Genomic DNA, 23454 nt, shown 5'->3' on the forward strand with positions numbered 1-23454 from the left:
ATGCAAAATGTTGATCGGCGTGCCGGCCATCCTGTCGCCTGATCTTCTGAAGGTACTGATGGAAATGGGCCACGGAGATGAGATCGTGCTGGCGGACGGGAATTTCCCTTCCGCCAGCCACGCGCGGCGACTGATTCGCTGCGACGGACACGGAATCCCCGAACTGCTCGACGCGATATTGAAGCTGTTTCCCCTCGATACTTACGTGCTGCGGCCGGCTGCCCTTATGCAGGTCGTACCTGGGGACACGGTTGAAACACCGATCTGGGATCGTTATGCCGACATTATCCGAAGCCGTACTGGACGTACCGATCCGTTCGACCCTATCGAAAGGTTCGCGTTTTACGACAAGGCAAAGCAGGCATACGCCATTGTCGCCACGGGAGAACAAGCGCTGTACGCCAACGTGATCCTGAAAAAGGGAGTCATCTCGGAATAGGCCTTGAATAAGACTCGCACACGGTGCGGGTCTTTCCATTTTCAAATTTATACAAAATTGGTATTCTTATAGAGGGTAAACATAGCGCCGTACATATGGCGAGGTAGGAGGGTGACATGGCAAGCGAGAAAGTAAAATTCGAGACGGTAGATGACTACATAGCGAGCTTTCCGCCGGAAGTGCAACACGTTCTGCGGCAAATGCAGAGCGCGATCCGAGAGGCTATACCTGAAGCAGAGGAAGTGATCAGCTACCAGCTGCCGGCCTTTTCTTACCAAGGAATGGTGATTTACTACTCCGCGTATAAGGATCACTATTCGATTTCGGTTCCGCCGCCCTTCACCGTTTTCGAAGCCTTTAAGGAAGAACTGTCCGGCTATGAGATGTCCAAAACGGCGGTCAAGTTTCCGGCGAGCCAACCGGTACCTTTGGAGCTCATCCAGAAGATCGCCGCGTTCAAAGCGAATGAAAATCTTCAAAAAGCTCTGAGCAAGAAAAAGAAAAAATAGATGCAACAGTAACAAAATCGAAAAGCTTCGGCAGATGCGCCGAGGCTTTTGTGTATTTGCGTTTCCTTTCGTTTCCGCAAGGCTAAAATAAGGGTGGCAGTTGATTCGTGCTGTCGGCTTTTAAATCCATACTAACATAGTAGGTATTGTAGGAATTTGGCGTTGACAGAAACAAGTACACTCAAATAATATGATAATTAATTCAAATGAATTATCACTATATGATGGAGGGTCACCCGAATGAGAAAAGGCAAAGCGATTTTGCTATCGGCTTTAAGCTTGATCCTGCTTTTCGTGCTGAGCGCTTGCGGCGGCAGCAAATCGAACGGAAAAACGATTGCTGTCGGTTCGAAAGACTTCACGGAGTCTTTCATCCTGGCTGAATTGTACAGCTTGGCTCTTGAGGACCAGGGCTTTAAGGTAGACAGGAAGTTCAACCTGGGCGGAACCGCCGTTGCACAAGCGGCGATGGAGAAAGGCGACATCCAGATGTACCCGGAATATACGGGCACCGGTCTTCTCCAGGTTCTGAAGCTGCCGATGATGACGGACGCGCAGCAAGTGTATGACACGGTAGCGGCAGAGTATAAGAAGAAATTCAATATGGTATGGCTGAGCCAAACCGAAGCCAATGACTCGCAAGGTCTTGTCATCACCAAAGCGGCTTCTGACAAGTACGGCATCAAGACGATCTCCGACTTGCAGAAGCAGGCGTCCAACATCCGCTTTGCGGCGACGCCGATTTTCGCAGAAGTGGCGGACGGACTGCCGGCGCTGGAGAAAACATACGGCAAGTTCGACTTTAAAGAGCTTAAAGCGTTCGACAACGGTTTGAGATACTCGGTTCTGGAAAACGGACAAATGGATTTGGCCGTCGCGTTCACCACCGAGGGACAATTGACCGACCCGAAATATGTGCTGCTCGAAGACGACAAGCATGTATGGCCGCCTTACAACATTGCGCCGATCGTAAAGCAAGAGACGCTGGACAAGTATCCGGAGATCAAAGACGTGCTGAACAAAATTTCCGCGAAGCTGGATACTCCGACCATGCAGAAGCTGAACGGCGAAGTCGACTTGAAGAAACGCGAGTATGCGGAAGTGGCGAAAGAGTTTTACGACAATAATTTCAAAAAATAAGACGTTGTCTTGTTTTCCCGGGAGGAATCGCCTTGGCGAATGAATTCATGATTCAATTCGAAAACGTATCGAAGCAGTACAAAAACAGCCAGAATCCTGCCGTGAAGAATTTGAGCGTCGGGATTTTGCCGGGAGAATTCATTACCATTCTCGGCGGTTCCGGTTCCGGGAAAACGACCGTTTTGAAAATGATCAACCGCATCATCGAGCCTTCCGGCGGAACGATTTTCTTCAAAGGCCAAGACATCATGACTCTCGAGCCGGACAAGCTCCGCCGGGAGATCGGGTACGTCATTCAGCAGAGCGGCTTGTTTCCCCACATGACCGTGGAGGATAATATCGCTTTGCTGCCGGATTGCCTGAAACAGGATCGCAAAAAAACCCGGGAGCGGGTGCGGGAGCTTCTGCGCCTTGTCCGTCTCGAGCCCGGCCAGTACAAAGACCGATATCCGCGTCAACTCTCCGGCGGTCAGCAGCAGCGGGTGAGCATTGCGCGCGCGCTGGTCGCCGACCCGGATGTCATGCTGATGGACGAGCCGTTCGGCGCCATCGATGCGCTAATCCGGATTGAGCTGCAAGAGGAATTGAAAGATATCCATAAGCAATTCGGCAAAACGATTCTCTTCGTAACCCATGACGTGCATGAAGCCATGCGCCTTGGAACTCGGGTCATGGTGATGAAGGAAGGCGTGCTTCAGCAGTTTGATACGCCGGCTAATGTTCTGTTGAACAAAGAAAATCAGTATGTGGCGGACATCGTCGGCAACCGGGGCGAAATTCAGCGTCTCTTAATGCTGAACGCCAGGGATTTGGCCAAGCCTTATGCACCCGGCGATCAGGGTCCGCAAATCGAGATCGACGCCGAAATGGAGCAAGCGTTCGATCTTTTTATGAGTGACAAAAATGTCGACAAGATCATTCTGGTGGAGAACGCCAAGCCGGTGCTGACCTTATCGCGTGACGATATCCTAATCAAGAGGTAAAAAAGCATGCTGGAATACATCGGAAAGTACTACGACCAAATTTTCACGATGTTGGTCGATCACTGCAAACTGGTATTTGTGAGCATACTGATCTCGTTTGTACTTGCTTTCGCCCTAAGCATTGTGGCGCGCAGGTTCAAGGCGATGTCAGGTGTGTTGCTGGCCTTGTTTATCGGTGTTTATTGTATTCCAAGTCTTGCGCTGTTCGCTTTCCTCATTCCCTTCTTCGGATTGGGCCAACCGACAGCTATTTTAGCGCTCGTCCTTTATAATCAGGTGCTCTTGATCCGCAGTATTCTCGCCGCTTTTAAATCGGTGCCCTCGTCGGTATCGGAAGCGGCCAAGGGCATGGGCATCGGGTTCTTAAACGGGCTGCGGAAAGTGGAATTGCCTCTTGCGTTGCCTGCGATCCTAGGCGGACTTCGGGTGGCAACGATCAGCACATCGGGCATTGTGACGGTGGCCGCCTTGATCAACGCAGGCGGGTTAGGCGTACTTCTGTTTGACGGAATCCGCACCAACAATTTCGATAAAATTTGGCTGGGTGTCATTCTCGTGTGCAGTTTCACCCTCCTGTTGAACTGGGGGCTTTCCGTGCTTGAAAAACGCTCGCTGCGTATCGCGCGGGGAGAACGATAAGGATAAGGCGGAAGATAACCCAAGGGAAACGGGAGGTGCGCGGCATTGATTCATGACATGTGGCAATACGTAATGGATCATCGGGAAGAGTTTACTTTGGCCATCCGGGAGCATGTCTTGCTCAGCTTGGTGTCCCTGATTGCGGCGGTTTTGGTCGGGGTGCTGATCGGCATTCTGTGTGCGAAATACGATAAGCTGGCCAACCCGATTATCGGAGTGTTTACCTTTTTGCGGTTGATTCCGAGCATCGCCCTGCTCATCGTGTTTATGCCGATCCTGAAGACCGGCTTTATGCCCACGGCTTTCGCGCTGACGATTCTCGCGCTGCCGGCGATCTGCATCAATACGTATTCGGGATTAACCGGCGTCGACCGGTTCGCCATCGAATCGGCAACCGGGCTGGGGCTCAGCAAGAGAGATATTTTTACGAAAGTGGAATTTCCTTTGGCCATGCCGCTCATTCTCGTCGGAATTCGCTCCGCTTTTATCGATGTAATTTCCAGCGCCACTTTGGCGGCGATCGTGGGCGGAGGCGGCCTCGGCATTTACATTTTCCGGGGCATGATGATGAACGACATGGTGAAGCTGGTGCTTGGCGGGATTTCGATTGCCGTCATTGCGCTGTTGGCGGAAGTGATTCTTTCTCTGGTTCAGAGAAGGTACAGCCGATTTATATAAGAATGACGACGAGGACTAGACTGAATTTCAGTCTAGTTTGTGTCATAAATGGGCGAAAAGGGTGGTAACGTGGAATTGATCAAAGCGGCTCGAGGCACGGAGCTCCGCTGCAAAGGCTGGAGACAGGAAGCGCTGCTTCGCATGCTGGAGAATGTGCTGGAAAACGGCGAAAATCAAAAAGAGCTGATCGTTTACGCGGCGCTCGGCAAAGCGGCGAGAAACTGGGGATCGTATCACGCGATCGTGGACACCCTGACAAACTTGGAAGATGACGAAACGCTGGTTATCCAATCCGGCAAACCGATCGGCATCATGAAGACGCACGCGTTGGCGCCGATCGTCATTATGGCGAACTGCAATATGGTCGGCAAATGGGCGACAAGCGAAAACTTCTACGATCTGCAGGAGAAAGGGCTGATCATCTGGGGCGGCCTGACGGCAGCCGCTTGGCAATATATCGGCTCCCAAGGCGTGATTCAAGGAACGTACGAAATTTTCTCGACGATCCGAAGCCAGCATTTCGGCGGAAGCCTGGCCGGACGCTTCATCCTTACCGCCGGTTTGGGCGGCATGGGTGGCGCACAGCCTTTGGCCGGCGTCATGGTCGGCGCCGCGATTCTTTGCGTTGAAGCCGACGAATCGCGTGTCGACAAGCGCATTGAAGTCGGCTATTTGCAAAAGAAGACCCGGAGCTTGGACGAAGCGCTGGCCTGGATCCGGGAGGCGATGGAGCGCAAAGAAAGTGTCTCGGTCGGGCTCGTGGGCAATGCTGCGGAAATTTATCCCGAGCTCGTGGAAAGAGGCATTACACCGGATATCGTCACCGATCAGACATCGGCTCACGATCTGATGTACGGTTATATCCCGGTCGGCTTAAGTCAAGAAGAGGTTCGCAGCATGAGGGGACAACATCCCGAGGAACTCCAATCGAAGGCGGGAGCTTCCATCGCCCGTCAAGTCGAAGCGATGCTCGCCTTCAAGCGCAAAGGGGCCATCGTGTTCGACAACGGCAACAACATTCGGACGCAAGCGCAACAGTATGGCGTGAAGGACGCTTTCGACATCGATATTTTCACGGAAGCCTTCTTGCGTCCGCTGTTTGCCAGAGCGATCGGACCGTTCCGGTGGGTGGCCTTGACCGGCGATCCGGAGGACATTCGCAAAATCGACCAGTATATTCTGAAACATTTTGCGGATAACGAAATTGTGACCAATTGGATCTCCCTCGCCAACAAGTATGTTCCTTTCCAGGGGCTGCCTGCGCGGATCGGCTGGTTCGGGCACGGAGAGCGCACGAAGCTGGCGCTTGCCGTGAACCAAATGGTAAGGGAGGGCGTCCTGAGCGGACCGGTCGCTTTCTCGCGCGATCACTTGGATGCCGGTGCGATGACCCATCCGAATATTATGACGGAACGCATGAAAGACGGCAGCGACGCGATATCCGACTGGCCGCTGCTAAATGCGATGTTGAATTGCTCGTCGATGGCCGACCTTGTCGCGATCCATTCCGGCGGCGGCGGGTATTCCGGTTACATGACCAGCGCAGGCGTGACAATCGTGGCCGACGGCACCGAGATGTCAGATCTACGATTGAAGACTGCGCTCGATAACGATACCGGCATCGGCGTGTTGCGCTATGCCGATGCGGGATATGAAGAATCGTTCGATGAAATTGATAAAAAAGGCATTCGCCGGATTGAAACCGAAGGAGTGAAATGAAATGCGGACATTAACGATGGATGATGTAAAAGCGGCAGTAAAAGGCGGTTCCGTATACGCTTGCGGAGGCGGCGGCTGGGTCGATCACGGGTTGGAAATCGGCGGCGCGGCGGTCACGATCGGGCAGCCGAAGCTCGCCTCGGTGGATGAAATTCCCGACGACGCGATCATCATTACGACAACGGCGATCGGCGCCCCGGCAGGGAACGAGTGGGAAATGCTCGGCAGCGATTATATTAAAGCCGTTAAACTGTTAATGGATAATTTCGACGGTAAGGTATACGGCGTGATGACGCCGCAAAACGGTATGTCCAGCTCCATCAACGGCTGGCTGCCTGCGGCGGCTCTGGATTTGGTTGTCGTCGACGCCACCGGCGATATCCGCGCGCATCCGACCGGTAAGATGGGATCGATGGGCATGGCGAGCCGTTTGGATTACCAGACAATTCAGGTAGTCGTCGGGGGCAAGCGCTCGACCGGTTCTTATCTCGAGCTCGTGGTGAAAGGAACTCCCGCCAAAACCTCGAATATTTTACGCACTGCGTCGGACATGTCCGGCGGATTTATCGCGTCGGCGAGACATCCGCTTCCGGCCAGCTACATTAAGAAGCACGCGGCGATCGGAGGCATCTCTAAGGCGATCGACCTGGGCAACGCGATTATAGAAGTGGAGTCCAAGGGCGGAGACGCGATCATTCAAACGATTTGCAATAAAACAAACGGACAAGTGCTGGGTGTGGGAGAAGTTTCTTCGATTGACGTACACTACTCCGGCGCTTTCGATATCGGCACGATCACGATCGACGTACCTGGCAATCCATTCAAGATTCATGTCATGAATGAACATATGGCGATAGAGGACAGCAAGGGGAACCGCCTCGCGACCTTCCCGGACGTCATCACGACGATCAATGCCGAAACAGGGGCGCCCGTCAGCGTAGGGCATTTGAAAAAAGGGATGAAAATCGCCGTGTTCCACATCCACAAAAATTATATTCCGCTCAGTTCCAGCGTGACGGACCGGAGCGTGTATCCGGAAGTCGAGAAAGCGCTCGGCATCGATTTGGTTTCCTACGCTTTCGCGTGAAAAGGGAAGGATGAGTTCGTTTGGAGCATCGACACGAGGATGCCGTTCTTTTAACAGGCAAAACATTATCACTCTTACAAATCGAGGCGGTTGCGCTACATCGCCGGCAAGTAGCAATTGATCCTTCCCAGTCTGCGATCGTGGCCAATGCGAATGAAGTGGTGCTGTCCTACCTTCATGGCAACGAAGCGGTGTACGGATTAAACCGCGGCGTCGGGCTGAATAAGGACAGGCTTGTTTTAGCCGATGCGATGGCGGATTTCAACCGAAACCTGATTCGCTCCCATTGCGCCGGAACCGGGCCGGATGCGTCTGAGGAAACGGTGCGTGCCGCCATGCTGATCCGGCTGAACGCCGCGCTGAACGGACATGCCGGATTATCGCCGGATGTCGTGAAAAGGTACATGCAATTCCTCAATCTGGGCATCCACCCCATCATTCCGGAGCTCGGTTCCGTGGGAGAGGCGGATATTACGCTTCTCTCCCATATCGGGCTTGCGATGATCGGTGAAGGCGATGTCATCTATCGGGGACAACGCATGCCTGCGGGCGAAGCGCTGCAGCATGCGGGCCTGGAGCCGCTTCGGCTTGGACCTAAAGACGGACTCGGGATCGTCAGTTCCAACGCCTTCTCGGCGGGTAAGGCCGGTTTGGCGCTTCTCGATTGTGTTGACTTGCTCGACAACTTCGACATGGTGCTGGCTTTGTCGCTCGAAGGAATCCGGGGCAATGTATCTTCGATTGATCCGAGAGTGGTCGCGGTGCGGACCGAAGAGGGTTGCACCGCAACGGCTTCAAGAATTCGAGGGCTGCTAGAGGGCAGCGATCTCTGGAACCCGGAGCTCAGCCGCCCGCTTCAAGATCCGATCAGCTTCCGCAGCGCCCCGCATATTCATGGCGCGGCACGTTCGGCATTGCAAGCCAGCCTGCGGCAATTCTTGTTTCATATCAATCACTCGGACGATAATCCGTGTGTGCTGCCGGAAGAAGGAGTCATCATCCCTTCTGCGCATTTTGAAATCATTCATTGGATTCTGCCTCTGGAAGGACTGGCGATTGCGCTGGCGCACGTGGCCAAAGCTTCCGTTCAGCGGACACTACGGCTCGGGACGCCTGCGTTCACGGGTCTTCCGCGTTTTTTGTCCCCGGATGATCAGAGTGTCATTGGCTTTTCTACGCTGCAGAAGACGATTTCTTCGCTAGAGTCGGAGATTCGTTTGCTGGCCCAGCCTTCTTCCTTGGATTCCGCCGTCCTTGCGGGGGATATGGAGGATCTCGCGGTTAACGCGCCCCTTGCCGTCCGCAAACTGGAACGAATCATCGATCTGTCGAGGCATATTGCGGCAATTGAGATGCTTCATGCCGCCCAAGCTATCCACTTGAGAGGGGAGATACGCCTCGGCGATGGGGTTGAAAAAGCGTACTCCCGCTTCCGTGAACAGATCGAACCGCTGGAGCTGGACAAAGTGTTGTCGGACGAAATTCGTTTAGCTTACGAGATGATTCTCGATCGCTCGCTGATCCGTTCCTGTTCCTATTCGACGAGAGAGGGATGATGGTATGAGCAAAATCCCGTATGTGATAGATTGTGACACGGGTACGGACGATGCGATCGCAATCATTTGTGCGCTGCTTGCCCAAGACAGGCTGGATATCAAAGCCTTCACAACCGTTGCCGGCAACGTTGAGGTCACAAAGACGAGCGCGAACACACTAAACATTGTCGACCAATTGGGCTTTGACATCCCGGTAGCGAAAGGCGCAGCGGCACCGCTCCGAAGAGAACTTTATACCGCCATCAGCCACGGCACCACCGGTCTCGGGAATGTCGTTCTGCCGTCGTCGCCGCGTGGTTTATACGATAAGGACGGCGCCGACACCCTCTATCATTTTGCGAAAGAGTGTGAGGGGGAGTTGTGTGTCCTGGCCGTCGGCCCTCTTACCAATTTGGCGCTGGCGTTGACCCGTTATCCGGAAATCAAGCACATGATCAAGCAGATTACAATTATGGGCGGCGCTCTGGTGGGCGGCAACATGACGCCGACGTCCGAATTCAATATGTGGGTCGATCCGGATGCGGCCAAAATCGTGTTCGACAGCGGCATTCCGCTCACCATGATCGGACTCGACGTTACGCTGAAGTGCAAAGTCCCTTTGCCGGTGTATGAGCGGATTTGCTCCATTTCAAACCCTTTTGCCGAACTGGCCGCTCGAATTTTTCGATACATGTTGCATAGAAACGAAACGACCGGAGTTTCGTTGTACGGGACCGTAGAATTGAACGAGGCTTTTGTGCATGATGCATTGGCTCTCGCGGTTACTGTGCGCCCCGATCTCGTAAAGACTCGCAAGTACTTTATGACAGTAGAAACGCAAGGGGATATTACCCGCGGTATGACTGTAGCCGATTTTAACGACGTGATGCAAAAAGAACCGAATGTCGATGCGGCGGTTGAAGTGGATGTCGAGGCTTTTTGGGCATGGATGGTTGAGCTGCTCGAGAACGGCCCTAATCGCGTCGGGAGGGAGAGATGAATGAACGGAACGCAAGTGCTGGGCCGTGCGCTTGATATTTTGTTTGTGCTCGGGGAATCGGAGAGGACGTTATCGGTATGTGAAATTGCGGAGAAAGTCGCGATTCCCGAAAGTACCGCGTACCGATTGCTGCAAACACTCGAGCAGAACGGGATCGTCGAGCGCAAAGCGAAAGGGCAGATTGGGCTCGGACTCCGCATTTTGGATCTGGCCAGAAACTTGCACCAGCAAATCGACCATGAGCTGATCATAGCCGCACGTGAGGTGATGGAGCAGCTGACCGAAAAGACGAACGAGACCTCTTTGTTGGCTTTCCGAACAGGTCTTCAGGCGATTTGTATCGACTGTGTCGAATCTCCTCGTTTCATTCGGTTCACCATACCGAAAGGGAAAATACTCCCTCTTCATAAAGGAGCTTCAGGGAAAGCGATTCTGGCATATGAAAACAAGCGAATTCTAGAGCAGCTTACGCATGCAAGCAAGGATTCGCAGGTGAGCGGGCAGTTGGACAAAGAGCTGGGCGATATCGTGCAGAACGGCTACAGCATGACGATCGGCGAGGTGGATATGGACGTGTGCGGCATTGCCGCCCCGATCTATGATGGTTACCGGCGCGTCATCGCCAGTCTCACCGTTGTCGGACCGATTGACCGCTTTCCGAAGGAAGCCAGGGATCAAGCGATCGTACTCGTTATGGAGTCCGCCCGGGAAATCTCCGAGAAGCTGGCCAAATTGAAGCGATAAGACAGGGAAGCGGGGGCGTACAATTAACATGAAAAACTTCGATCTGATTGTAAAAGGGAATGCCGTTTTGCCCGATCGTGTGTTGTACGATGCTGTAATCGGGATCCGCGCAGGCAAAATTGAGCAGGTATTGGAGACGGATGAAGGCGTCACAGCCGGCGAAGTCGTGGACGCGTCCGGGTGTTATATTTTGCCTGGAGCAATTGATGCCCACGTGCATTGCTACAGCTCGCTGGACGAGGGATTCGCGACCGCGAGCCGCTCCGCGGCGGCAGGCGGCGTTACGACGATTATTGAGATGCCTTATGATGCGACGGGCATGATTTGTACGGAAGAGCTGTTTGTCGAGAAAGCCGCCAAGCTGGAGCGCGAATCGGTCGTGGACATGGCGCTGCTGGCCACTATTCATAAAGAGAACGGACTGGATGAGATCCCTAAACTGGCTCGTGCTGGCGCGTGCGGATTCAAGGTTTCGATGTTTAACACGGATTCGTTCAGGTTTCCCCGCATCGACGACGCGCAATTGTTGGAAGCTTTCGGCGTCATCGCGGAAACGGGCTGTCCGGTAGGCGTGCATGCGGAGAACGACGAGATTGTGCGCCGGTACATCCGAAAATTTGAGCATCAGGGCACGGAAGACCCGCGCTCTCATGCCTGGAGCCGGCCCAAGGTCGCGGAATCGGCCGCCGCTCTGCTGGTGATGGAGCTGGCTTACTACACACAGGTCAAGCTGCATCTCTACCACTCGACATTTCCCCGCGTGTTCGAGCTCGTCGAATATTACAAGTCCCAAGGTGCGGACATTACGGCGGAAACGTGCACCCATTACCTCACGCTCAGCGAGGATGACATGCTCACCTTGCACGCAAAGGCGAAAATCAACCCGCCGTTACGGTCGAAGAGTGATGTAGAGGAGCTGTGGCGGCTTATCGCTAAGGGGCAGGTGGACATGATTACGTCCGACCACGCTCCTTGGCTGCTGGAAAAGAAAACAAATCCGGATATTTTCAAAAATTCGTCCGGCGCTCCGGGTGTGGAGAACTTGCTGCCGGTGATCTATAGCGAAGGCGTCGCAAAAGGCAGAATGACCATTCTGGATCTGGTACGTCTCCTAAGCGAGAATCCGGCCCGGAGATTCGGCCTCGAAGACCGCAAAGGCAAAATTGAAGCGGGACTGGACGCCGACCTGGTCATTCTCGATCCGAATGACCGTTACGTCCTGGATGAATCCACGCTGCATTCCAGCGCCGGCTGGAGCCCGTACAACGGCATGCTCCATTATGGGAAAATCCGTTCGACCTACGTAAGAGGCACGGCCGTCTATAACGGTGAGGTCGTGGGGCAAGAAGGTTATGGGCGGTTTGTCCGTGCGAACCATAAGTAAAGTTCCGGAGGTGTCGGAAAATGAGCACATTCCCGCTAAAACCGGATGCGGAGCGAGTGCGGAGCAATATTGAATCGTTGGCTGCATTCGTGGATGAGAGCAAGCCCGGTTGGACGCGCCGTCCATTCACCGGCTGGTATCAACAGGGAAGAGACTGGCTGCGGGAAGAAATGGCGGCTTGCGGCTTGGATGTCAGCATCGATGCGGCATCCAACCTGATTGGCCGGATCGCGGGAAGCGAGCCGGGGCTGCCCCCGATTATGATCGGCTCTCATACCGATACCGTAACGGGAGGCGGAAGATACGACGGGATCATTGGTGTGATCGCCGGGATCGAGATAGCCCGCCGCCTCCGCGAAACGGGCACCGTGCTGCGGCATCCGTTAGAAATCGTGGATTTTACCGCGGAGGAACCGAGCGAATTCGGCATCTCGACGATCGGAAGCAGGGGGATGGTGAACAACCTGTCCGCGGAAATGATGGACAGGCAAGATTTGACCGGCTTGCTGCTGAAAGACGGAATCCGTATGGCGGGAGGACGCCCAGAGCTCATCGCCGGGGAAGCCAGGAACAAAGGCGATGTGTCGCTCTATTTGGAGCTGCACATTGAGCAAGGTCCCGTGCTGGAGCAGACCGGGAACAAGCTGGGTGTCGTGACCGGCATCGTCGGTATTCACCGCTACCGCGTCACGGTCGAAGGAAAGCCGAATCATGCCGGGACGACACCGATGAACATGCGCTTTGACGCTTTAACCGGCGCTTCCCAAATGGTGCTGGAGCTAGAATCGATCTGCCGGGAAACATACGCCGAACAGGTGGTCGGCACCATCGGCAAGCTGCATGTAGAACCGAACGGCGCGAACGTTATTCCCGGTAGAACGGTGTTTGAGCTGGAGGTTCGATCTCTGGATGCGGACATTCTCGAAGGCATCATGCGCCGGTTCCAAGAGAGCGTTCATCGGATTGCGGGCGAGAGAAAGCTGCAGGCTCATGTCGATTGCTTGTCCAAATCGGAAGCGATCCGAGTAGCCGACGACGTGCAGCAAACGATCCGAGCCGCTTGCCGGGAGACCGCTCCATCGTTCGATCTGCCCAGCGGCGCCGGACACGACGCCAATCAGCTGGCACGAATTGCACCGGTCGGCATGATCTTCGTCCCCAGCCGTGACGGCAGAAGCCACTGTCCCGAGGAATGGACGGAATATGAAGATGTGGCGCTGGGAGTCGAGGCGGTAGCGAGGGCGCTGCTGCTGTTCGACCAGAAATTATAATGTACAACCATAGCACCCCTTCTCGTGGATATTGGCCAAACGCCACTCTGGCGATTCACCCATGATACGAGAGGGGGTTTTTCATGCACGCACTTACCATATTCTTAATAAAGTGATATCATAAATATATCAAAATGATTTGAGGAGTGTGCCGGGATGAAGGAACGTATCGCATGGCATGTGAACGGTTTTTTGGTACTGCTGCTCTCCTTCGTGATGCTCGCCGGTTCGATTGCGAGCTTCGTCGCCGGAGGGTCCGAAACGAATCCGAACGGGTGGCTCATCACTTTGGGCATTATTTTGATTATCCTGTTTATTGTGGCGTTGACATCGCTCACCATCGTTCAGCCTAACGAAGCGAAAGTGCTCACTTTTTTCGGCCGGTATATGGGGACCGTGCTGGATAGCGGCATCTGGCTGGTCGTTCCGTTCACGAGCAAATCGAAGGTGTCGCTAAAGGTACGTAACTTTAACAGCCAAACGCTGAAAGTGAATGACGCCGAGGGTAACCCGGTCGAAATCGCTGCCGTCGTCGTGTTCAAAGTCGTCGACACGGCAAAAGCGAAGTTTGATGTGGACAATTACGAGAAGTTTGTAGAAATACAAAGTGAAACCGCCATTCGCCATATCGCGGCGCAATATCCTTACGATACCTATGCGGACGATCAGCGTCATTCATTGCGAGGCAATGCCGACGAAGTGGCGTCCGAGCTTATGGCGGAGCTGCAAAACCGCCTCGTGGTAGCCGGCGTTGAGATCATTGAGACGCGCCTCACCCATCTGGCTTACGCTCCGGAGATCGCCAGCGCGATGCTGCAGAGACAACAAGCATCCGCCATCGTATCGGCCCGGCAAATCATCGTTGAGGGTGCGGTGGGCATGGTGGATATGGCCCTGACCCGGCTGGCGGAAAAAGGGATCGAGCTGGACAGCGAACGTCGGGCGTCTATGGTGAACAATCTGATGGTCTCGATCGTCTCCGATCGCGCGGCAACACCGGTCATCAATACGGGAACGCTCTACAGCTAGGACCGAGCCCATGCCTAAAGAGAAGAAAGCATTTCCGCTCCGGCTCGATCCTGAATTATATCAAGTACTCGAAAAATGGGCTTCCGACGAGTTTCGCAGCGTGAACGCCCATATCGAATATTTGCTTCGTGAAACGGCGAATAAGGCCGGTCGTCTCCGCAAATCTCAGGATAAAAACTGACCGTCAATTCTTACTCATAAGTCACTTGCAAAGATTTCACCGCAATGCTCTCCACAACATCGCCTTTAGAATCGTAAAGTTCCATTTTTAACACCATGCTCGTTTCGTCATCCAACCACAGCTTAAATGTCTCCGCCTGCCATTGCTGTGCTTTCGCCAATGGCAGTTTGCCTTCTAGTACATGGGCGTTGCGGCCCAGATACGTTTCCGGCTTTTCAATCGACCACAGGTTAATATCAGAAGCCAGCCACGAAAGAGTCGTCATAGGTGCAATAAAAGTACGAGTAGCTTTCTCTTCAAAAGGGGTAGGAGGACTTGTCGCACCCGGGCTCGTAAATGAGAACTGCGTTCCATTTGAACTCTTGGTCCTTTGGAACTCAACTTTTTGGGATAACGATTGATTTTGGATGACTGCTGTTCCTGTCAAAGTTTTAACGTTTTCGTATGGGTGGGCGATTCTTTCTATCCATTGCGCTTTGCTTCCAGAAACAGTTGACCAGTTAATAGTAAGCTTTTCTTTTTTCTCGGCGAGCAGTTTCTTCTGGAATTCCCCGAACTCCGACCCATCCCCACTCTTGATCGTTCCGTCCTGAATGAGTTTTGTATAAAGTTTCCCCTTCAAAATCGATTCTTCATATTTTCTTCTGATGAGTTCGCTTCTCCAGAATTCATCCTCGGTAAGACCGCTTTGTTCAATACGTTTTGCCATCACCTGTTTTACTGGGTTATCATTCGAAGCTTGTTTTAGGGAGTCTCTCTGAAAAGAAATTTCCTTATCCAATTCTTTCGGCGATACGGTGAGACCCAATTTTTTAGCGTATCGTACAGTTAATTGCCCCATAATCAAATTTTCTACAATTTGCTCGTCGGTAACGTTGATTTTACTGAGACCGGGCTGCTGATTACCTAACGCAACACCGCTTTTATAGAGAAAAAACTCCTCCGGCATGATCCGAATGCCGTCACCTTCGACCAAAGGCGTTTCAGCTGTGTTTGCAGTCTTTGTATGAAAAAAAGTTTCGGAAAGGGGACCGAGAGCTAGGAGTGCGATAACACCAATCAATAATAATGCCGTAAAGCTAATGGTAAGCAAGGCCCTTCTTTTCGATTTTTCTAGGTGTTTATTGTGGCGAGCTGTAACCTTTTCAATACTCGAGAAAATGGCGCTATCGTCAATGGGCGACTGCTTTAACTCGTTTTCCAGATCTAAGCGGTACTGAGCCATTAGTCGTCACCCCTTTGGTAATGCTCCGCAAATCTTATCCGTGCATGATGCAGTCGCGATTTCACCGTTCCTTCGGGAATACGGATCGTCTCCGCGATCTCCTTTTGCGTCATGCCGTGATACGCGAACAAAATCAGAACTTCTCGAAATTTCACCGGCAGCTTCATCACATGGGTCCAAGCCTCATTTAATTGAATGCGCTCCAATGCCTTTGTCTCTGCTGATGGAAACTCAGATTTATTGCCGTGCTCAAGCCACTTATCGATTGGAACGACCTTTCGAATAAACCATGTTGTTTTATGGTTTAGGGCTGTGTTTCGTGTTATTTTCAATAGCCACGTTTTCATCGAGGACTCACCGCGAAAAGTGTCCAGATGCTTAAGTGCTTTGAAGAACACGTCCTGCATAATATCGTCGGCCATGTCCCGTGTGCCTGATAAGGCGAATGCGTAGTTCCAGACGTCCTTGCCGTATGATCGCATGATATCGGTTAATATTTCATTTTTCGAATATTCTCCGGTCATAACCCGAAGGTAATCATATTCCACTGAGCGCATCCCCCCTTAAACATAGACAACGATCACCATGAAAGAGTTCAATTATTTTCCAACATTTTTTTTGAACCCTTTACTTGTTATTATTGAAGCAAAGCTTACCGAGGAGAGCCATAGATGAACATTAGACCGATTGAAGTTGATGATGCGGAAAACTTTTTGAATTTAAACAAAGAACTCGATGAGTCCGGTTTTATGTTGTACGATCCTGGAGAACGACAGACCACCGTTGAACAACAAAAACAATATATTCAAAAAATTCTAGCCGAACCGACCACAATTTTCTTTGTAGCCGAAATGGAAAACAATCTTGTAGGCTTTATTGCTGCGTTGGGCGGCAATCTGATCCGGAATCGACATTCCGCACATCTCGTTGTAGGAGTGCTTGAAGACTATCGAGGGCAAGGTATTGCGACAAAATTGTTCCATAAAGTGTTCGAATGGGCAAAAGAAGCTGGATTATTAAGAATAGGACTCACGGTGATGAAAGACAACCATAAAGCATTTAACTTATATAGGAAGATGGGATTCATCCTAGAGGGAGAAAAAGTACATTCCTTGAAAGTGAACGGTGAATATGTAAACGAGTACTACCTTTATAAGCTGTTATAATAATGGTTTCTACTTAAATTCACTTGCACTGAACAAGAGTCCTGTCCAACAAAACGCCATGAACATACGCAGCAGGCATGACGATCTAAGGAAGTAGAAAAAAAGAGGGTACTTGGCCGCCGGAGGCGATCCGGCGGCTTTTTCGTCTTACACGGCTTTGGAATGATTCGACTGACCGCGAACCAACCGGGCAAGATTCAAAAAAGAAGCCAGTACGCGGTGAAGGCGGTCATCGATTTCCGGCCTCTCGTATTCGTCTTGTCCGCTCTCGAACGATCTCCGCTGAGAGCCGCCGATCGAGATCCAATCCGGGCAGTTGATGCCGTGAAGGTTTCGGACGATCGCCTGCATTTGCTGGAGAGAACTGACGCCGACGGCTCCGCCCGCAGAACTCATGCTCAGCACGACCTTGCCGCTGAAATGGTCTTGGCCTAGATGATCGAGAGCATTTTTGAGTACGCCCGACATGCCGCCATGATACTCGGGAGTCGACAAAATGACCGCGTCCGCTTCGAGCATCGCCTTTTTAAATTGTTGGAGCGTCGCGTGCTCCACATAAGATTCGTCCGGTGAATAAAACGGAAGAGGCGAGACGTGCAAATCGAATAAGGCGGCCTGATGGCCCTGCTGACGGATAAGACGCCCCATATATTCGGCCAGTCGGGTGCTGGTCGAGTCTTTCCGGTTGCTGCCTGCGATAATGACAATGTTCATGCGCGATCTTCCTTTCTGGTTGCTCTTCTATGATTTTATTGTAGAGCAGCTCCCGGGCCGAGACGTCGGCGAAACGGCTGATTTCACGAAAAAAAATGTTCAACCTTCGGCTGAACATTTCTACGACTTTGGTATGAGGCGGAGTGTGCTTACATTTCAAATCCGTTCTTGACGGCAAGTATGGCCGCCTGAGTCCGGTCCGCCAATCCGAGCTTGTCGAGTACATGGCTGACGTGGGTTTTCACCGTTTTCTCGGTAATGAACAAAGCGCTGCCGATTTCCTTGTTGCTTTTGCCGGCCGCCAGAAGACGGAGCACATCCTGCTCGCGTTTGGTCAGCAAAGAGAACGGAGAAGCGTCTCGCGATTCCGGGGGTGGTTCCGGTGCCGACACGAGGTTCACCAATTGGCCCGCTGCCTCCGGATGCAGCTCGATTTTTCCTTCCTGCACCCTGTGGATGGCGCGTACCAGCTCCTCCGGTTCCACGTCCTTGAGCAAATAACCCCTGGCTCCGGCGCGGATAGCGGGCAGTACATGCGCCTGATCGGCGAAGGAGGTCAACACGATGACCTTCACGGAAGGCTGTACTTCCTTGAGCCGCTTCGTCGTTTCCATTCCGTCCAAAACGGGCATTTGTAAATCCATGAGAATAATATCCGGTAATAAGAGCGCCGCTTTTTCCAGCACTTCCATTCCGTTCGAAGCTTCACCGACCAGCTCCAGGTCGGGCTGCGTGGATAAAAAGACTTGCAATCCTTTACGGACCATCGCGTGGTCGTCGGCCAACAATAATTTGATCGTCACGGGTTTGCCACCTCGAGCGGGAGTGTAATTTCAACCACCGTTCCTTTACGGTGCAGGCTTGTCAACGCAAATCGGCCGCCCAGCGCTTCGCACCGTTCCCGCATCGTGGATAGGCCAATCGATTGTCCGGACCGGCGGCTTCTAGTGGTCATGCCCCGGCCCTTGTCGGTAATGCGCAGAACCACTTTTTCGGCCTCCATCTCCAGCTCCACCTTCGCTTCAAGGACACCGGCGTGTTTGATGACGTTATTCAGCGCTTCTTGGCCGATGCGCCATAGCGCCTCTTCTACGTGGCGCGGCAGCTGCCGGACGCCCGTCATGCTTGCGTCAATCGTTAAGCCGAGCTGGCTGCCATATGCTTTCAGGGCTGTGAGAAGCCCGGCTTCCAGGCCCGCTGGGCGCAGCTGCATGATCAGGGCGCGCATTTCTTTCAAAGCATTCTGAGAGAGCGATTGGATATCCCGTATGCTGTCCCGCGCGGCATCCAATTGCCCGGAAGCGATCAGGCTTTCCACGCCTTTGGCCGTCATGGAGAGTGAGAACAGCATCTGAGAGACCGAATCGTGCAAATCTCTCGCGAGCCGGTTGCGCTCTTCCATACGCGCGCGCTGCTGCTGCGCTTCAAACAGACGAACTCTTTCGATGGCGCTGCCGATCTGCAAGGCGACCGCTTCCAGCAGGGCGAGCTCCTCATCGGTGAATTTGCTTTTGCCGGGCGAGGCCACATTCATGACGCCTAATCGGCGATTGCCGGCTTTCAGCGGAACGGTAGCATGATGCGTAATCCCGTATGTATCACCCGTCCGATGCTCGATCGCATCTTCTATCCGTTTGCAATTCAGAATGTTGACCGCGTTTTTCAGCCTTCCGGCCCAATAGCGGTCCATACACCAGCAGTCGCCGCAGCGCATGGGCTGCTTGTCGTCGATTTGCAGGGCGGGAGGAAGATGGTGATCGGCTACGAAACGATAATGACGCGGTCCGTCCTCCAGAAAGATCCAACCGGTGGTCAATCCCGTCAGTTCCAGCAGTTTTTTCAGCACGCTGTTCAACATAGGGGTTAAATCGTTGGATTGATTTAAGGATTCGGCGATCGTTTTGAGCGTCACCAGCTCCTGCACATGCCGATCCATCGTCACGGGCGTTCTCTCCTTTGCTTTCTATCTTACCGCAACGGAATTGAACATGGCAGACCATTTCCCGTATGAGGCTGTGGTTTTTGCTTTATAATGTGTTCATATGCGGGGAGGGACGAACATGAGTAATAAAACGAAGAATACCGACACGCTTACGTTGGGCATGGGTTGCTTCTGGAGTCCGGACGCCTTGTTCGGGTCATTGCCGGGTGTTCTTCGTACACGCGTCGGTTATGCGGGCGGTCATTCTCCGGATCCTACTTATCGTGAGATGGGCGACCATTCCGAGACGGTCGAAATCGATTTTGATCCCGGTATTGTCTCGATAGATGAGATCTTGAACGTGTTCTGGAACAACCACAATCCCTTGAATATTAACGGTTATAAAGGACGTCAATATATGTCCCTATTGTTTTATCGCGATCGCGAGCAACAAGAGGCCATGCATCGCGTGAAGCAGCGGATGGAGCAAGAAAAGGGGAAGCTGGATACGGAGATTCTGCCATTCACGCAATTTTACATAGCCGAAGACAGGCACCAAAAATATTATTTGAAACGTTATCCGAATGCCGTGGAGAAGATGAACATACTCTATTGTTCTGAGGACGAGATCACGAATTCTACTTTGGCGGCCCGCTTGAACGGATTGGCTAAAGGTTATACCAATTTGCAACAGATCAAGGAAGAGATCGAACAATGGCCAATAACTCCGGAGAATCAGTCTCGATGCATGGACCTGATCCGTCAAATCCGGTGGTAAACGGCAGTTTCAGCCGTCGCATTTTGTGTTTACAGATGAGGCAGGTGTGTAGAGAGGAGGCAAGCATTAATGAATGCGGTTACAATTGTGATTGCGGCGGCTTGTGTGTTGATGATTGCGTATCGTCTGTACGGGACGTTCATGGCGGTGAAGGTTCTTCGAATCGAAGAGACGCGCCCGACACCGGCTCATGCGCTGGAGGACGGCAAAGATTATGTCCCGACGAACAAATGGGTGGCATTCGGCCATCATTTTGCGGCCATTGCGGCTGCCGGACCCCTCGTGGGACCGGTGCTGGCGGCGCAGTTCGGTTTTTTGCCCGGCCTGCTGTGGATCCTGATCGGTGCCGTGCTCGGCGGCGCTGTGCATGATATGGTTGTCCTGTTCGCCTCGATGAGGCAGGAAGGAAAGTCCCTCTCCGAAGTGGCCAAAGAGCAATTGGGCCCGGTTGCGGGGTTTTGTACGGGTCTCGCGATGCTGTTCATCATCACGATTACGATGGCCGGTCTTTCCATGGTCGTACTCAATGCTTTGGCCCAAAATCCGTGGGGTACGTTCGCGGTCGCGATGACGATTCCGATCGCCATCCTGATCGGTTTGTATCATCGGAAAACCGGCGATTTGAAAAAGGCGTCCGTCGTCGGGATTCTATTGCTTGCAGGCGCTGTGATTGCCGGTCCCTACATCAAGGATACGGCCATCGGTGATCTGCTCACGCTGGATATCAAGACATTGGCGATCATTTTGCCGATTTACGCCTTTTTTGCTGCGGCGCTTCCGGTTTGGCTGCTGCTCGCCCCGCGCGACTACTTGAGCAGCTTTATGAAAATCGGCGTATTCGTCGCTTTGATTGCCGGCGTGTTCGTGGTAAATCCGGCGATTCAGTTCCCGGCGTTCACCCAGTTCGTTAACGGCGGTGGACCGATCATCGGAGGCCCGGTGTGGCCGTTTGTTTCGATCACGATCGCGTGCGGAGCGATTTCCGGTTTTCACGCGTTTATCGGCTCCGGCACGACACCGAAGATGCTGAACCGATGGAAGGATATCAAAATGGTCGGTTTCGGCGCGATGCTGGTCGAGAGCATGGTCGCCGTTATGGCTCTTGTGGCCGCTACGGTACTGATGCCGGGCGATTATTTCGCCATCAATTCGACGCCGGAGAAGTTCCAAACGCTCGGCATGACGGTCCATCACCTGCCGGCATTGAGCCAAGAAATCGGATTAAATCTGGAAGGCAGACCCGGCGGCGCCGTGAGCTTGGCGGTGGGTATGACCGACATTTTTCGCAGCGTCCCTTGGTTTAACCACTTGGCCTCGTATTTCTTCCAGTTCGTCATTATGTTCGAAGCTGTGTTCATTTTGACGGCGATCGATGCCGGTACACGCGTCTCCCGCTATATTATTCAGGACTTTTTCGGTTCCCTATATAAGCCGCTTCGCAAGTCGGACTGGATGCCCGGCGTCATTATTTCAAGCGTGTTAGCCTGCTTCATGTGGGGATACCTGCTCTACTCGGGCGATATCAGTTCGATTTGGGTGCTGTTCGGGGTGTCCAACCAGCTGATGGCGGCCATCGGGCTGATCGTCGGCACGACGGTGATTCTGAAAATGGCGAGTCACCGCATGTACGCCTTAACCTGTCTCGTTCCGCTCATTTATCTGTATGCCACGGTAATGTACGCCGGGATCTGGATGATCACCAAAGTATATCTCGGTTCCGGTCCGGGACACAGTGTACTGAACGCGGTACTGTCGATCATTATGCTGGCGCTCGGTGTGGTCATCATCGTCACCGCGATAGGCAAATGGCGTCAGCTGTGGAAGCGGCCCAGACTCCGGTTGGAACGCCCCGTACGTTCGAAAACGGCTTAATGTATAAAATAGGTTATATGATAAACGGGTTGCGTTAAACGCAGCCCGTTTATATTTGTAAGAAAGGCGATTTGATCGCCGGCTGTGAAAATGGGTAGAATGGAGTGCGTAAAGGAGGGATGCGGCATGCGTTCAAAATATTTAGCCGGGTTGTCATTGGCGATCATGGCATGCGGCTTTCTGGTCACGTTATGGATGCCGCAGACTGCTCTCGTTTTTTTGCTGAGAGGAGCCTTTGAAGCCGGTTTGGTCGGGGGCATCGCGGACTGGTTCGCCGTCACCGCCCTGTTTCGCCATCCGTTCGGTATTCCCATTCCGCACACTTCGCTGCTGCTCAAGAACCGGGACAAAATTGTGCGTTCGCTCATATCGGCCATGGAAAACGAGTTGCTCAACAAAGAGAGCATTGAAAATAAATTGCGTCAGCTTCACTTGCTGCGGGCTGTTGGCTCTATTTCCGTCAAGCTGCTTCGCAAACGTACGGTTAGGACAAGCATCGTCGACTTCCTCATGACCATCGTGCGCCGGCTGCCGTTGGAACAATCGCTTCCCGTGCTGCAATCCGGTATTTCGGATTACATTCGCCGTGTAGATGCCGCGGCGGCCGCCGAATCGGCGCTGACGAAAGCGATGTATGCCCGGCTGGATCAAAAAGCGTTCGATTATGTCATCACCGAAGCGCTTCAATGGGCGGCGCGGCCGGAAACCGGAAGCTTGCTCGGCAGAATGGCGCTCGGGAAGTTGTCCGAAGCGAGAGCGAAAGGCCTGATGGGATTTGCGATCCAGGCTTTTGCCGGATTTATGGATGAAAATAAGCTGGGCTCTATGATTCAAAATATGCTGATCTCCGCCGGTGAGGAGTTATTGGATCAGGACAATGAATACAGGGAAAGGATCATGCAGGAAATCCGGATTCAACTGTTTCAAATCGCGGGCGACGAAAATCGGCTCGGTCAAATCAAGGAGTGGGCGGTGAGCAGGCTGAACAGTGAAGAAGGCCAAGCTTTCCTGAAAGTGCGGCTGGAAGAAATGCGAAGCATGCTGCTGGATAAGCTGGCGTTGGAACGCTCACGAGGGGGGCGCGCCGTATTTTCGTTTTATCGGAATGTGGTACGAAGCCTGAGCAAGGAATCGGAATGGCTGGAGACCGCCGAGAACCGGCTGCTAGATTATGTCGTCAATTTGGTGGAGTCGAACCATTACCGGATCGGCCAACTGGTGAAAGAGAATCTCGACCGCATGGACGACGCTTCTCTGGTTCGGATGCTCGAGGAGAAAATCGGCAAAGACCTGCAGTGGATCCGCGTGAACGGGGCGATTTGCGGCTTTGTGATCGGACTGGTGCTCTCCGCGATCGAACTGTTACGCCACTAGGAATGGAGCGATCCATTCCTTTTCATTTGTCTTTAGGAGGCTTTATGAAAAATTTATAAGAATATT

The 23454-nt window shown here is 52.8% G+C and carries 24 protein-coding genes; 19 read left to right on the forward strand and 5 right to left on the reverse strand.

Annotated features, from left to right (window positions below; translation table 11 throughout):
• Positions 1–7 precede the first annotated feature (7 nt).
• From E5161_RS16105 to E5161_RS16175, 15 genes are all read left to right on the forward strand, one after another.
• Positions 8–439 carry an RbsD/FucU family protein gene (locus tag E5161_RS16105; protein ID WP_136778869.1) on the forward strand — a complete coding sequence of 144 codons (432 nt, stop codon included), beginning with the start codon at positions 8–10 and terminating at the stop codon, positions 437–439.
• Positions 440–555: 116 nt separating this feature from the next.
• Positions 556–948, forward strand: a complete 393-nt coding sequence (locus E5161_RS16110; RefSeq protein WP_136778870.1) for an iron chaperone — start codon at positions 556–558, stop codon at positions 946–948.
• 240 nt (positions 949–1188) lie between these two features.
• The gene (locus E5161_RS16115) at positions 1189–2088 is read left to right on the forward strand and encodes a glycine betaine ABC transporter substrate-binding protein (protein ID WP_136778871.1); all 900 of its coding nucleotides are present in this window, start codon (positions 1189–1191) and stop codon (positions 2086–2088) included.
• Between the two features lie 32 nt (positions 2089–2120).
• Positions 2121–3071 carry an ABC transporter ATP-binding protein gene (locus tag E5161_RS16120; protein WP_211246750.1) on the forward strand — a complete coding sequence of 317 codons (951 nt, stop codon included), beginning with the start codon at positions 2121–2123 and terminating at the stop codon, positions 3069–3071.
• A 6-nt stretch (positions 3072–3077) separates the two neighbouring features.
• A complete protein-coding gene (locus E5161_RS16125) occupies positions 3078–3710 on the forward strand; it encodes an ABC transporter permease (protein ID WP_136778872.1) in 633 nt (210 codons plus the stop codon).
• Between the two features lie 45 nt (positions 3711–3755).
• On the forward strand, positions 3756–4388 hold the full coding sequence (locus E5161_RS16130) for an ABC transporter permease (RefSeq protein WP_136778873.1): 633 nt from the start codon (positions 3756–3758) through the stop codon (positions 4386–4388).
• Positions 4389–4436: 48 nt separating this feature from the next.
• Positions 4437–6107 carry a thiourocanate hydratase gene (locus E5161_RS16135; RefSeq protein ID WP_136778874.1) on the forward strand — a complete coding sequence of 557 codons (1671 nt, stop codon included), beginning with the start codon at positions 4437–4439 and terminating at the stop codon, positions 6105–6107.
• Between the two features lies 1 nt (position 6108).
• On the forward strand, positions 6109–7194 hold the full coding sequence (locus E5161_RS16140; RefSeq protein ID WP_246042337.1) for a thiohydantoin desulfurase: 1086 nt from the start codon (positions 6109–6111) through the stop codon (positions 7192–7194).
• Positions 7195–7214: 20 nt separating this feature from the next.
• Entirely contained in the window at positions 7215–8750 is a 1536-nt protein-coding gene (locus E5161_RS16145) for an HAL/PAL/TAL family ammonia-lyase (protein WP_136778875.1), read from the forward strand.
• 4 nt (positions 8751–8754) lie between these two features.
• The gene (locus tag E5161_RS16150) at positions 8755–9729 is read left to right on the forward strand and encodes a nucleoside hydrolase (protein ID WP_136778876.1); all 975 of its coding nucleotides are present in this window, start codon (positions 8755–8757) and stop codon (positions 9727–9729) included.
• Positions 9730–10473, forward strand: a complete 744-nt coding sequence (locus E5161_RS16155; RefSeq protein ID WP_136778877.1) for an IclR family transcriptional regulator — start codon at positions 9730–9732, stop codon at positions 10471–10473.
• Positions 10474–10501: 28 nt separating this feature from the next.
• Entirely contained in the window at positions 10502–11857 is a 1356-nt protein-coding gene (locus E5161_RS16160) for a dihydroorotase (RefSeq protein WP_136778878.1), read from the forward strand.
• A gap of 20 nt (positions 11858–11877) precedes the next feature.
• Entirely contained in the window at positions 11878–13128 is a 1251-nt protein-coding gene (locus tag E5161_RS16165; protein WP_136778879.1) for a Zn-dependent hydrolase, read from the forward strand.
• Between the two features lie 156 nt (positions 13129–13284).
• Positions 13285–14157 carry an SPFH domain-containing protein gene (locus E5161_RS16170; protein ID WP_136778880.1) on the forward strand — a complete coding sequence of 291 codons (873 nt, stop codon included), beginning with the start codon at positions 13285–13287 and terminating at the stop codon, positions 14155–14157.
• 10 nt (positions 14158–14167) lie between these two features.
• Entirely contained in the window at positions 14168–14338 is a 171-nt protein-coding gene (locus tag E5161_RS16175) for a type II toxin-antitoxin system antitoxin (protein ID WP_136778881.1), read from the forward strand.
• A 10-nt stretch (positions 14339–14348) separates the two neighbouring features.
• Here E5161_RS16175 and E5161_RS16180 read toward each other — a convergent pair whose 3' ends face one another.
• Both E5161_RS16180 and E5161_RS16185 read right to left on the reverse strand, forming a co-directional pair.
• Positions 14349–15563, reverse strand: a complete 1215-nt coding sequence (locus E5161_RS16180) for a SurA N-terminal domain-containing protein (RefSeq protein WP_136779063.1) — start codon at positions 15561–15563, stop codon at positions 14349–14351.
• Entirely contained in the window at positions 15563–16111 is a 549-nt protein-coding gene (locus tag E5161_RS16185; protein ID WP_246042339.1) for an RNA polymerase sigma factor, read from the reverse strand. The genes E5161_RS16180 and E5161_RS16185 overlap by 1 nt, the downstream gene beginning before the upstream one ends.
• Positions 16112–16234: 123 nt before the next feature.
• On the opposite strand from E5161_RS16185, the gene E5161_RS16190 reads away from it, so the two are divergent.
• The gene (locus E5161_RS16190) at positions 16235–16729 is read left to right on the forward strand and encodes a GNAT family N-acetyltransferase (RefSeq protein ID WP_136778882.1); all 495 of its coding nucleotides are present in this window, start codon (positions 16235–16237) and stop codon (positions 16727–16729) included.
• A 147-nt stretch (positions 16730–16876) separates the two neighbouring features.
• On the opposite strand, the gene E5161_RS16195 is transcribed toward E5161_RS16190, so the two are convergent.
• From E5161_RS16195 to E5161_RS16205, 3 genes are all read right to left on the reverse strand, one after another.
• On the reverse strand, positions 16877–17443 hold the full coding sequence (locus E5161_RS16195) for an NADPH-dependent FMN reductase (RefSeq protein ID WP_136778883.1): 567 nt from the start codon (positions 17441–17443) through the stop codon (positions 16877–16879).
• A 149-nt stretch (positions 17444–17592) separates the two neighbouring features.
• The gene (locus E5161_RS16200) at positions 17593–18246 is read right to left on the reverse strand and encodes a response regulator (RefSeq protein WP_136778884.1); all 654 of its coding nucleotides are present in this window, start codon (positions 18244–18246) and stop codon (positions 17593–17595) included.
• Entirely contained in the window at positions 18243–19379 is a 1137-nt protein-coding gene (locus E5161_RS16205) for a GAF domain-containing sensor histidine kinase (RefSeq protein WP_136779065.1), read from the reverse strand. Before E5161_RS16205 ends, E5161_RS16200 begins: the two co-directional genes overlap by 4 nt.
• A gap of 124 nt (positions 19380–19503) precedes the next feature.
• Between E5161_RS16205 and msrA the strand changes: the two genes are divergently transcribed.
• The 3 genes from msrA (at position 19504) to E5161_RS16220 (ending at position 23388) form a co-directional block, all read left to right on the forward strand.
• Positions 19504–20142, forward strand: a complete 639-nt coding sequence (msrA, locus tag E5161_RS16210) for a peptide-methionine (S)-S-oxide reductase MsrA (protein ID WP_211246751.1) — start codon at positions 19504–19506, stop codon at positions 20140–20142.
• A 69-nt stretch (positions 20143–20211) separates the two neighbouring features.
• Positions 20212–22014, forward strand: a complete 1803-nt coding sequence (locus E5161_RS16215; RefSeq protein WP_136778886.1) for a carbon starvation CstA family protein — start codon at positions 20212–20214, stop codon at positions 22012–22014.
• Between the two features lie 126 nt (positions 22015–22140).
• Complete coding sequence (locus E5161_RS16220) at positions 22141–23388, forward strand: DUF445 domain-containing protein (protein WP_136778887.1); 1248 nt, start codon at positions 22141–22143, stop codon at positions 23386–23388.
• Positions 23389–23454 lie beyond the last annotated feature (66 nt).

Origin of the sequence: Cohnella pontilimi (assembly GCF_005049045.1) — a bacterium.
GTDB classification, from domain to species: domain Bacteria; phylum Bacillota; class Bacilli; order Paenibacillales; family Paenibacillaceae; genus Cohnella; species Cohnella pontilimi.

What these genes read in the sequence shown, in the direction of transcription:
- E5161_RS16215 (WP_136778886.1), top strand. Translation starts at nt 20,212, where the DNA reads ATGAATGCGGTTACAATTGTGATTGCGGCGGCTTGTGTGTTGATGATT.
- E5161_RS16155 (WP_136778877.1), top strand. Translation starts at nt 9,730, where the DNA reads ATGAACGGAACGCAAGTGCTGGGCCGTGCGCTTGATATTTTGTTTGTG.
- E5161_RS16220 (WP_136778887.1), top strand. Translation starts at nt 22,141, where the DNA reads ATGCGTTCAAAATATTTAGCCGGGTTGTCATTGGCGATCATGGCATGC.
- E5161_RS16160 (WP_136778878.1), top strand. Translation starts at nt 10,502, where the DNA reads ATGAAAAACTTCGATCTGATTGTAAAAGGGAATGCCGTTTTGCCCGAT.
- E5161_RS16175 (WP_136778881.1), top strand. Translation starts at nt 14,168, where the DNA reads ATGCCTAAAGAGAAGAAAGCATTTCCGCTCCGGCTCGATCCTGAATTA.
- E5161_RS16115 (WP_136778871.1), top strand. Translation starts at nt 1,189, where the DNA reads ATGAGAAAAGGCAAAGCGATTTTGCTATCGGCTTTAAGCTTGATCCTG.
- E5161_RS16140 (WP_246042337.1), top strand. Translation starts at nt 6,109, where the DNA reads ATGCGGACATTAACGATGGATGATGTAAAAGCGGCAGTAAAAGGCGGT.
- E5161_RS16110 (WP_136778870.1), top strand. Translation starts at nt 556, where the DNA reads ATGGCAAGCGAGAAAGTAAAATTCGAGACGGTAGATGACTACATAGCG.
- E5161_RS16165 (WP_136778879.1), top strand. Translation starts at nt 11,878, where the DNA reads ATGAGCACATTCCCGCTAAAACCGGATGCGGAGCGAGTGCGGAGCAAT.
- E5161_RS16105 (WP_136778869.1), top strand. Translation starts at nt 8, where the DNA reads ATGTTGATCGGCGTGCCGGCCATCCTGTCGCCTGATCTTCTGAAGGTA.
- E5161_RS16125 (WP_136778872.1), top strand. Translation starts at nt 3,078, where the DNA reads ATGCTGGAATACATCGGAAAGTACTACGACCAAATTTTCACGATGTTG.
- E5161_RS16205 (WP_136779065.1), bottom strand. Translation starts at nt 19,379, where the DNA reads ATGGATCGGCATGTGCAGGAGCTGGTGACGCTCAAAACGATCGCCGAA.
- E5161_RS16195 (WP_136778883.1), bottom strand. Translation starts at nt 17,443, where the DNA reads ATGAACATTGTCATTATCGCAGGCAGCAACCGGAAAGACTCGACCAGC.
- E5161_RS16190 (WP_136778882.1), top strand. Translation starts at nt 16,235, where the DNA reads ATGAACATTAGACCGATTGAAGTTGATGATGCGGAAAACTTTTTGAAT.
- E5161_RS16170 (WP_136778880.1), top strand. Translation starts at nt 13,285, where the DNA reads ATGAAGGAACGTATCGCATGGCATGTGAACGGTTTTTTGGTACTGCTG.
- msrA (WP_211246751.1), top strand. Translation starts at nt 19,504, where the DNA reads ATGAGTAATAAAACGAAGAATACCGACACGCTTACGTTGGGCATGGGT.
- E5161_RS16180 (WP_136779063.1), bottom strand. Translation starts at nt 15,563, where the DNA reads ATGGCTCAGTACCGCTTAGATCTGGAAAACGAGTTAAAGCAGTCGCCC.
- E5161_RS16150 (WP_136778876.1), top strand. Translation starts at nt 8,755, where the DNA reads ATGAGCAAAATCCCGTATGTGATAGATTGTGACACGGGTACGGACGAT.
- E5161_RS16135 (WP_136778874.1), top strand. Translation starts at nt 4,437, where the DNA reads ATGGGCGAAAAGGGTGGTAACGTGGAATTGATCAAAGCGGCTCGAGGC.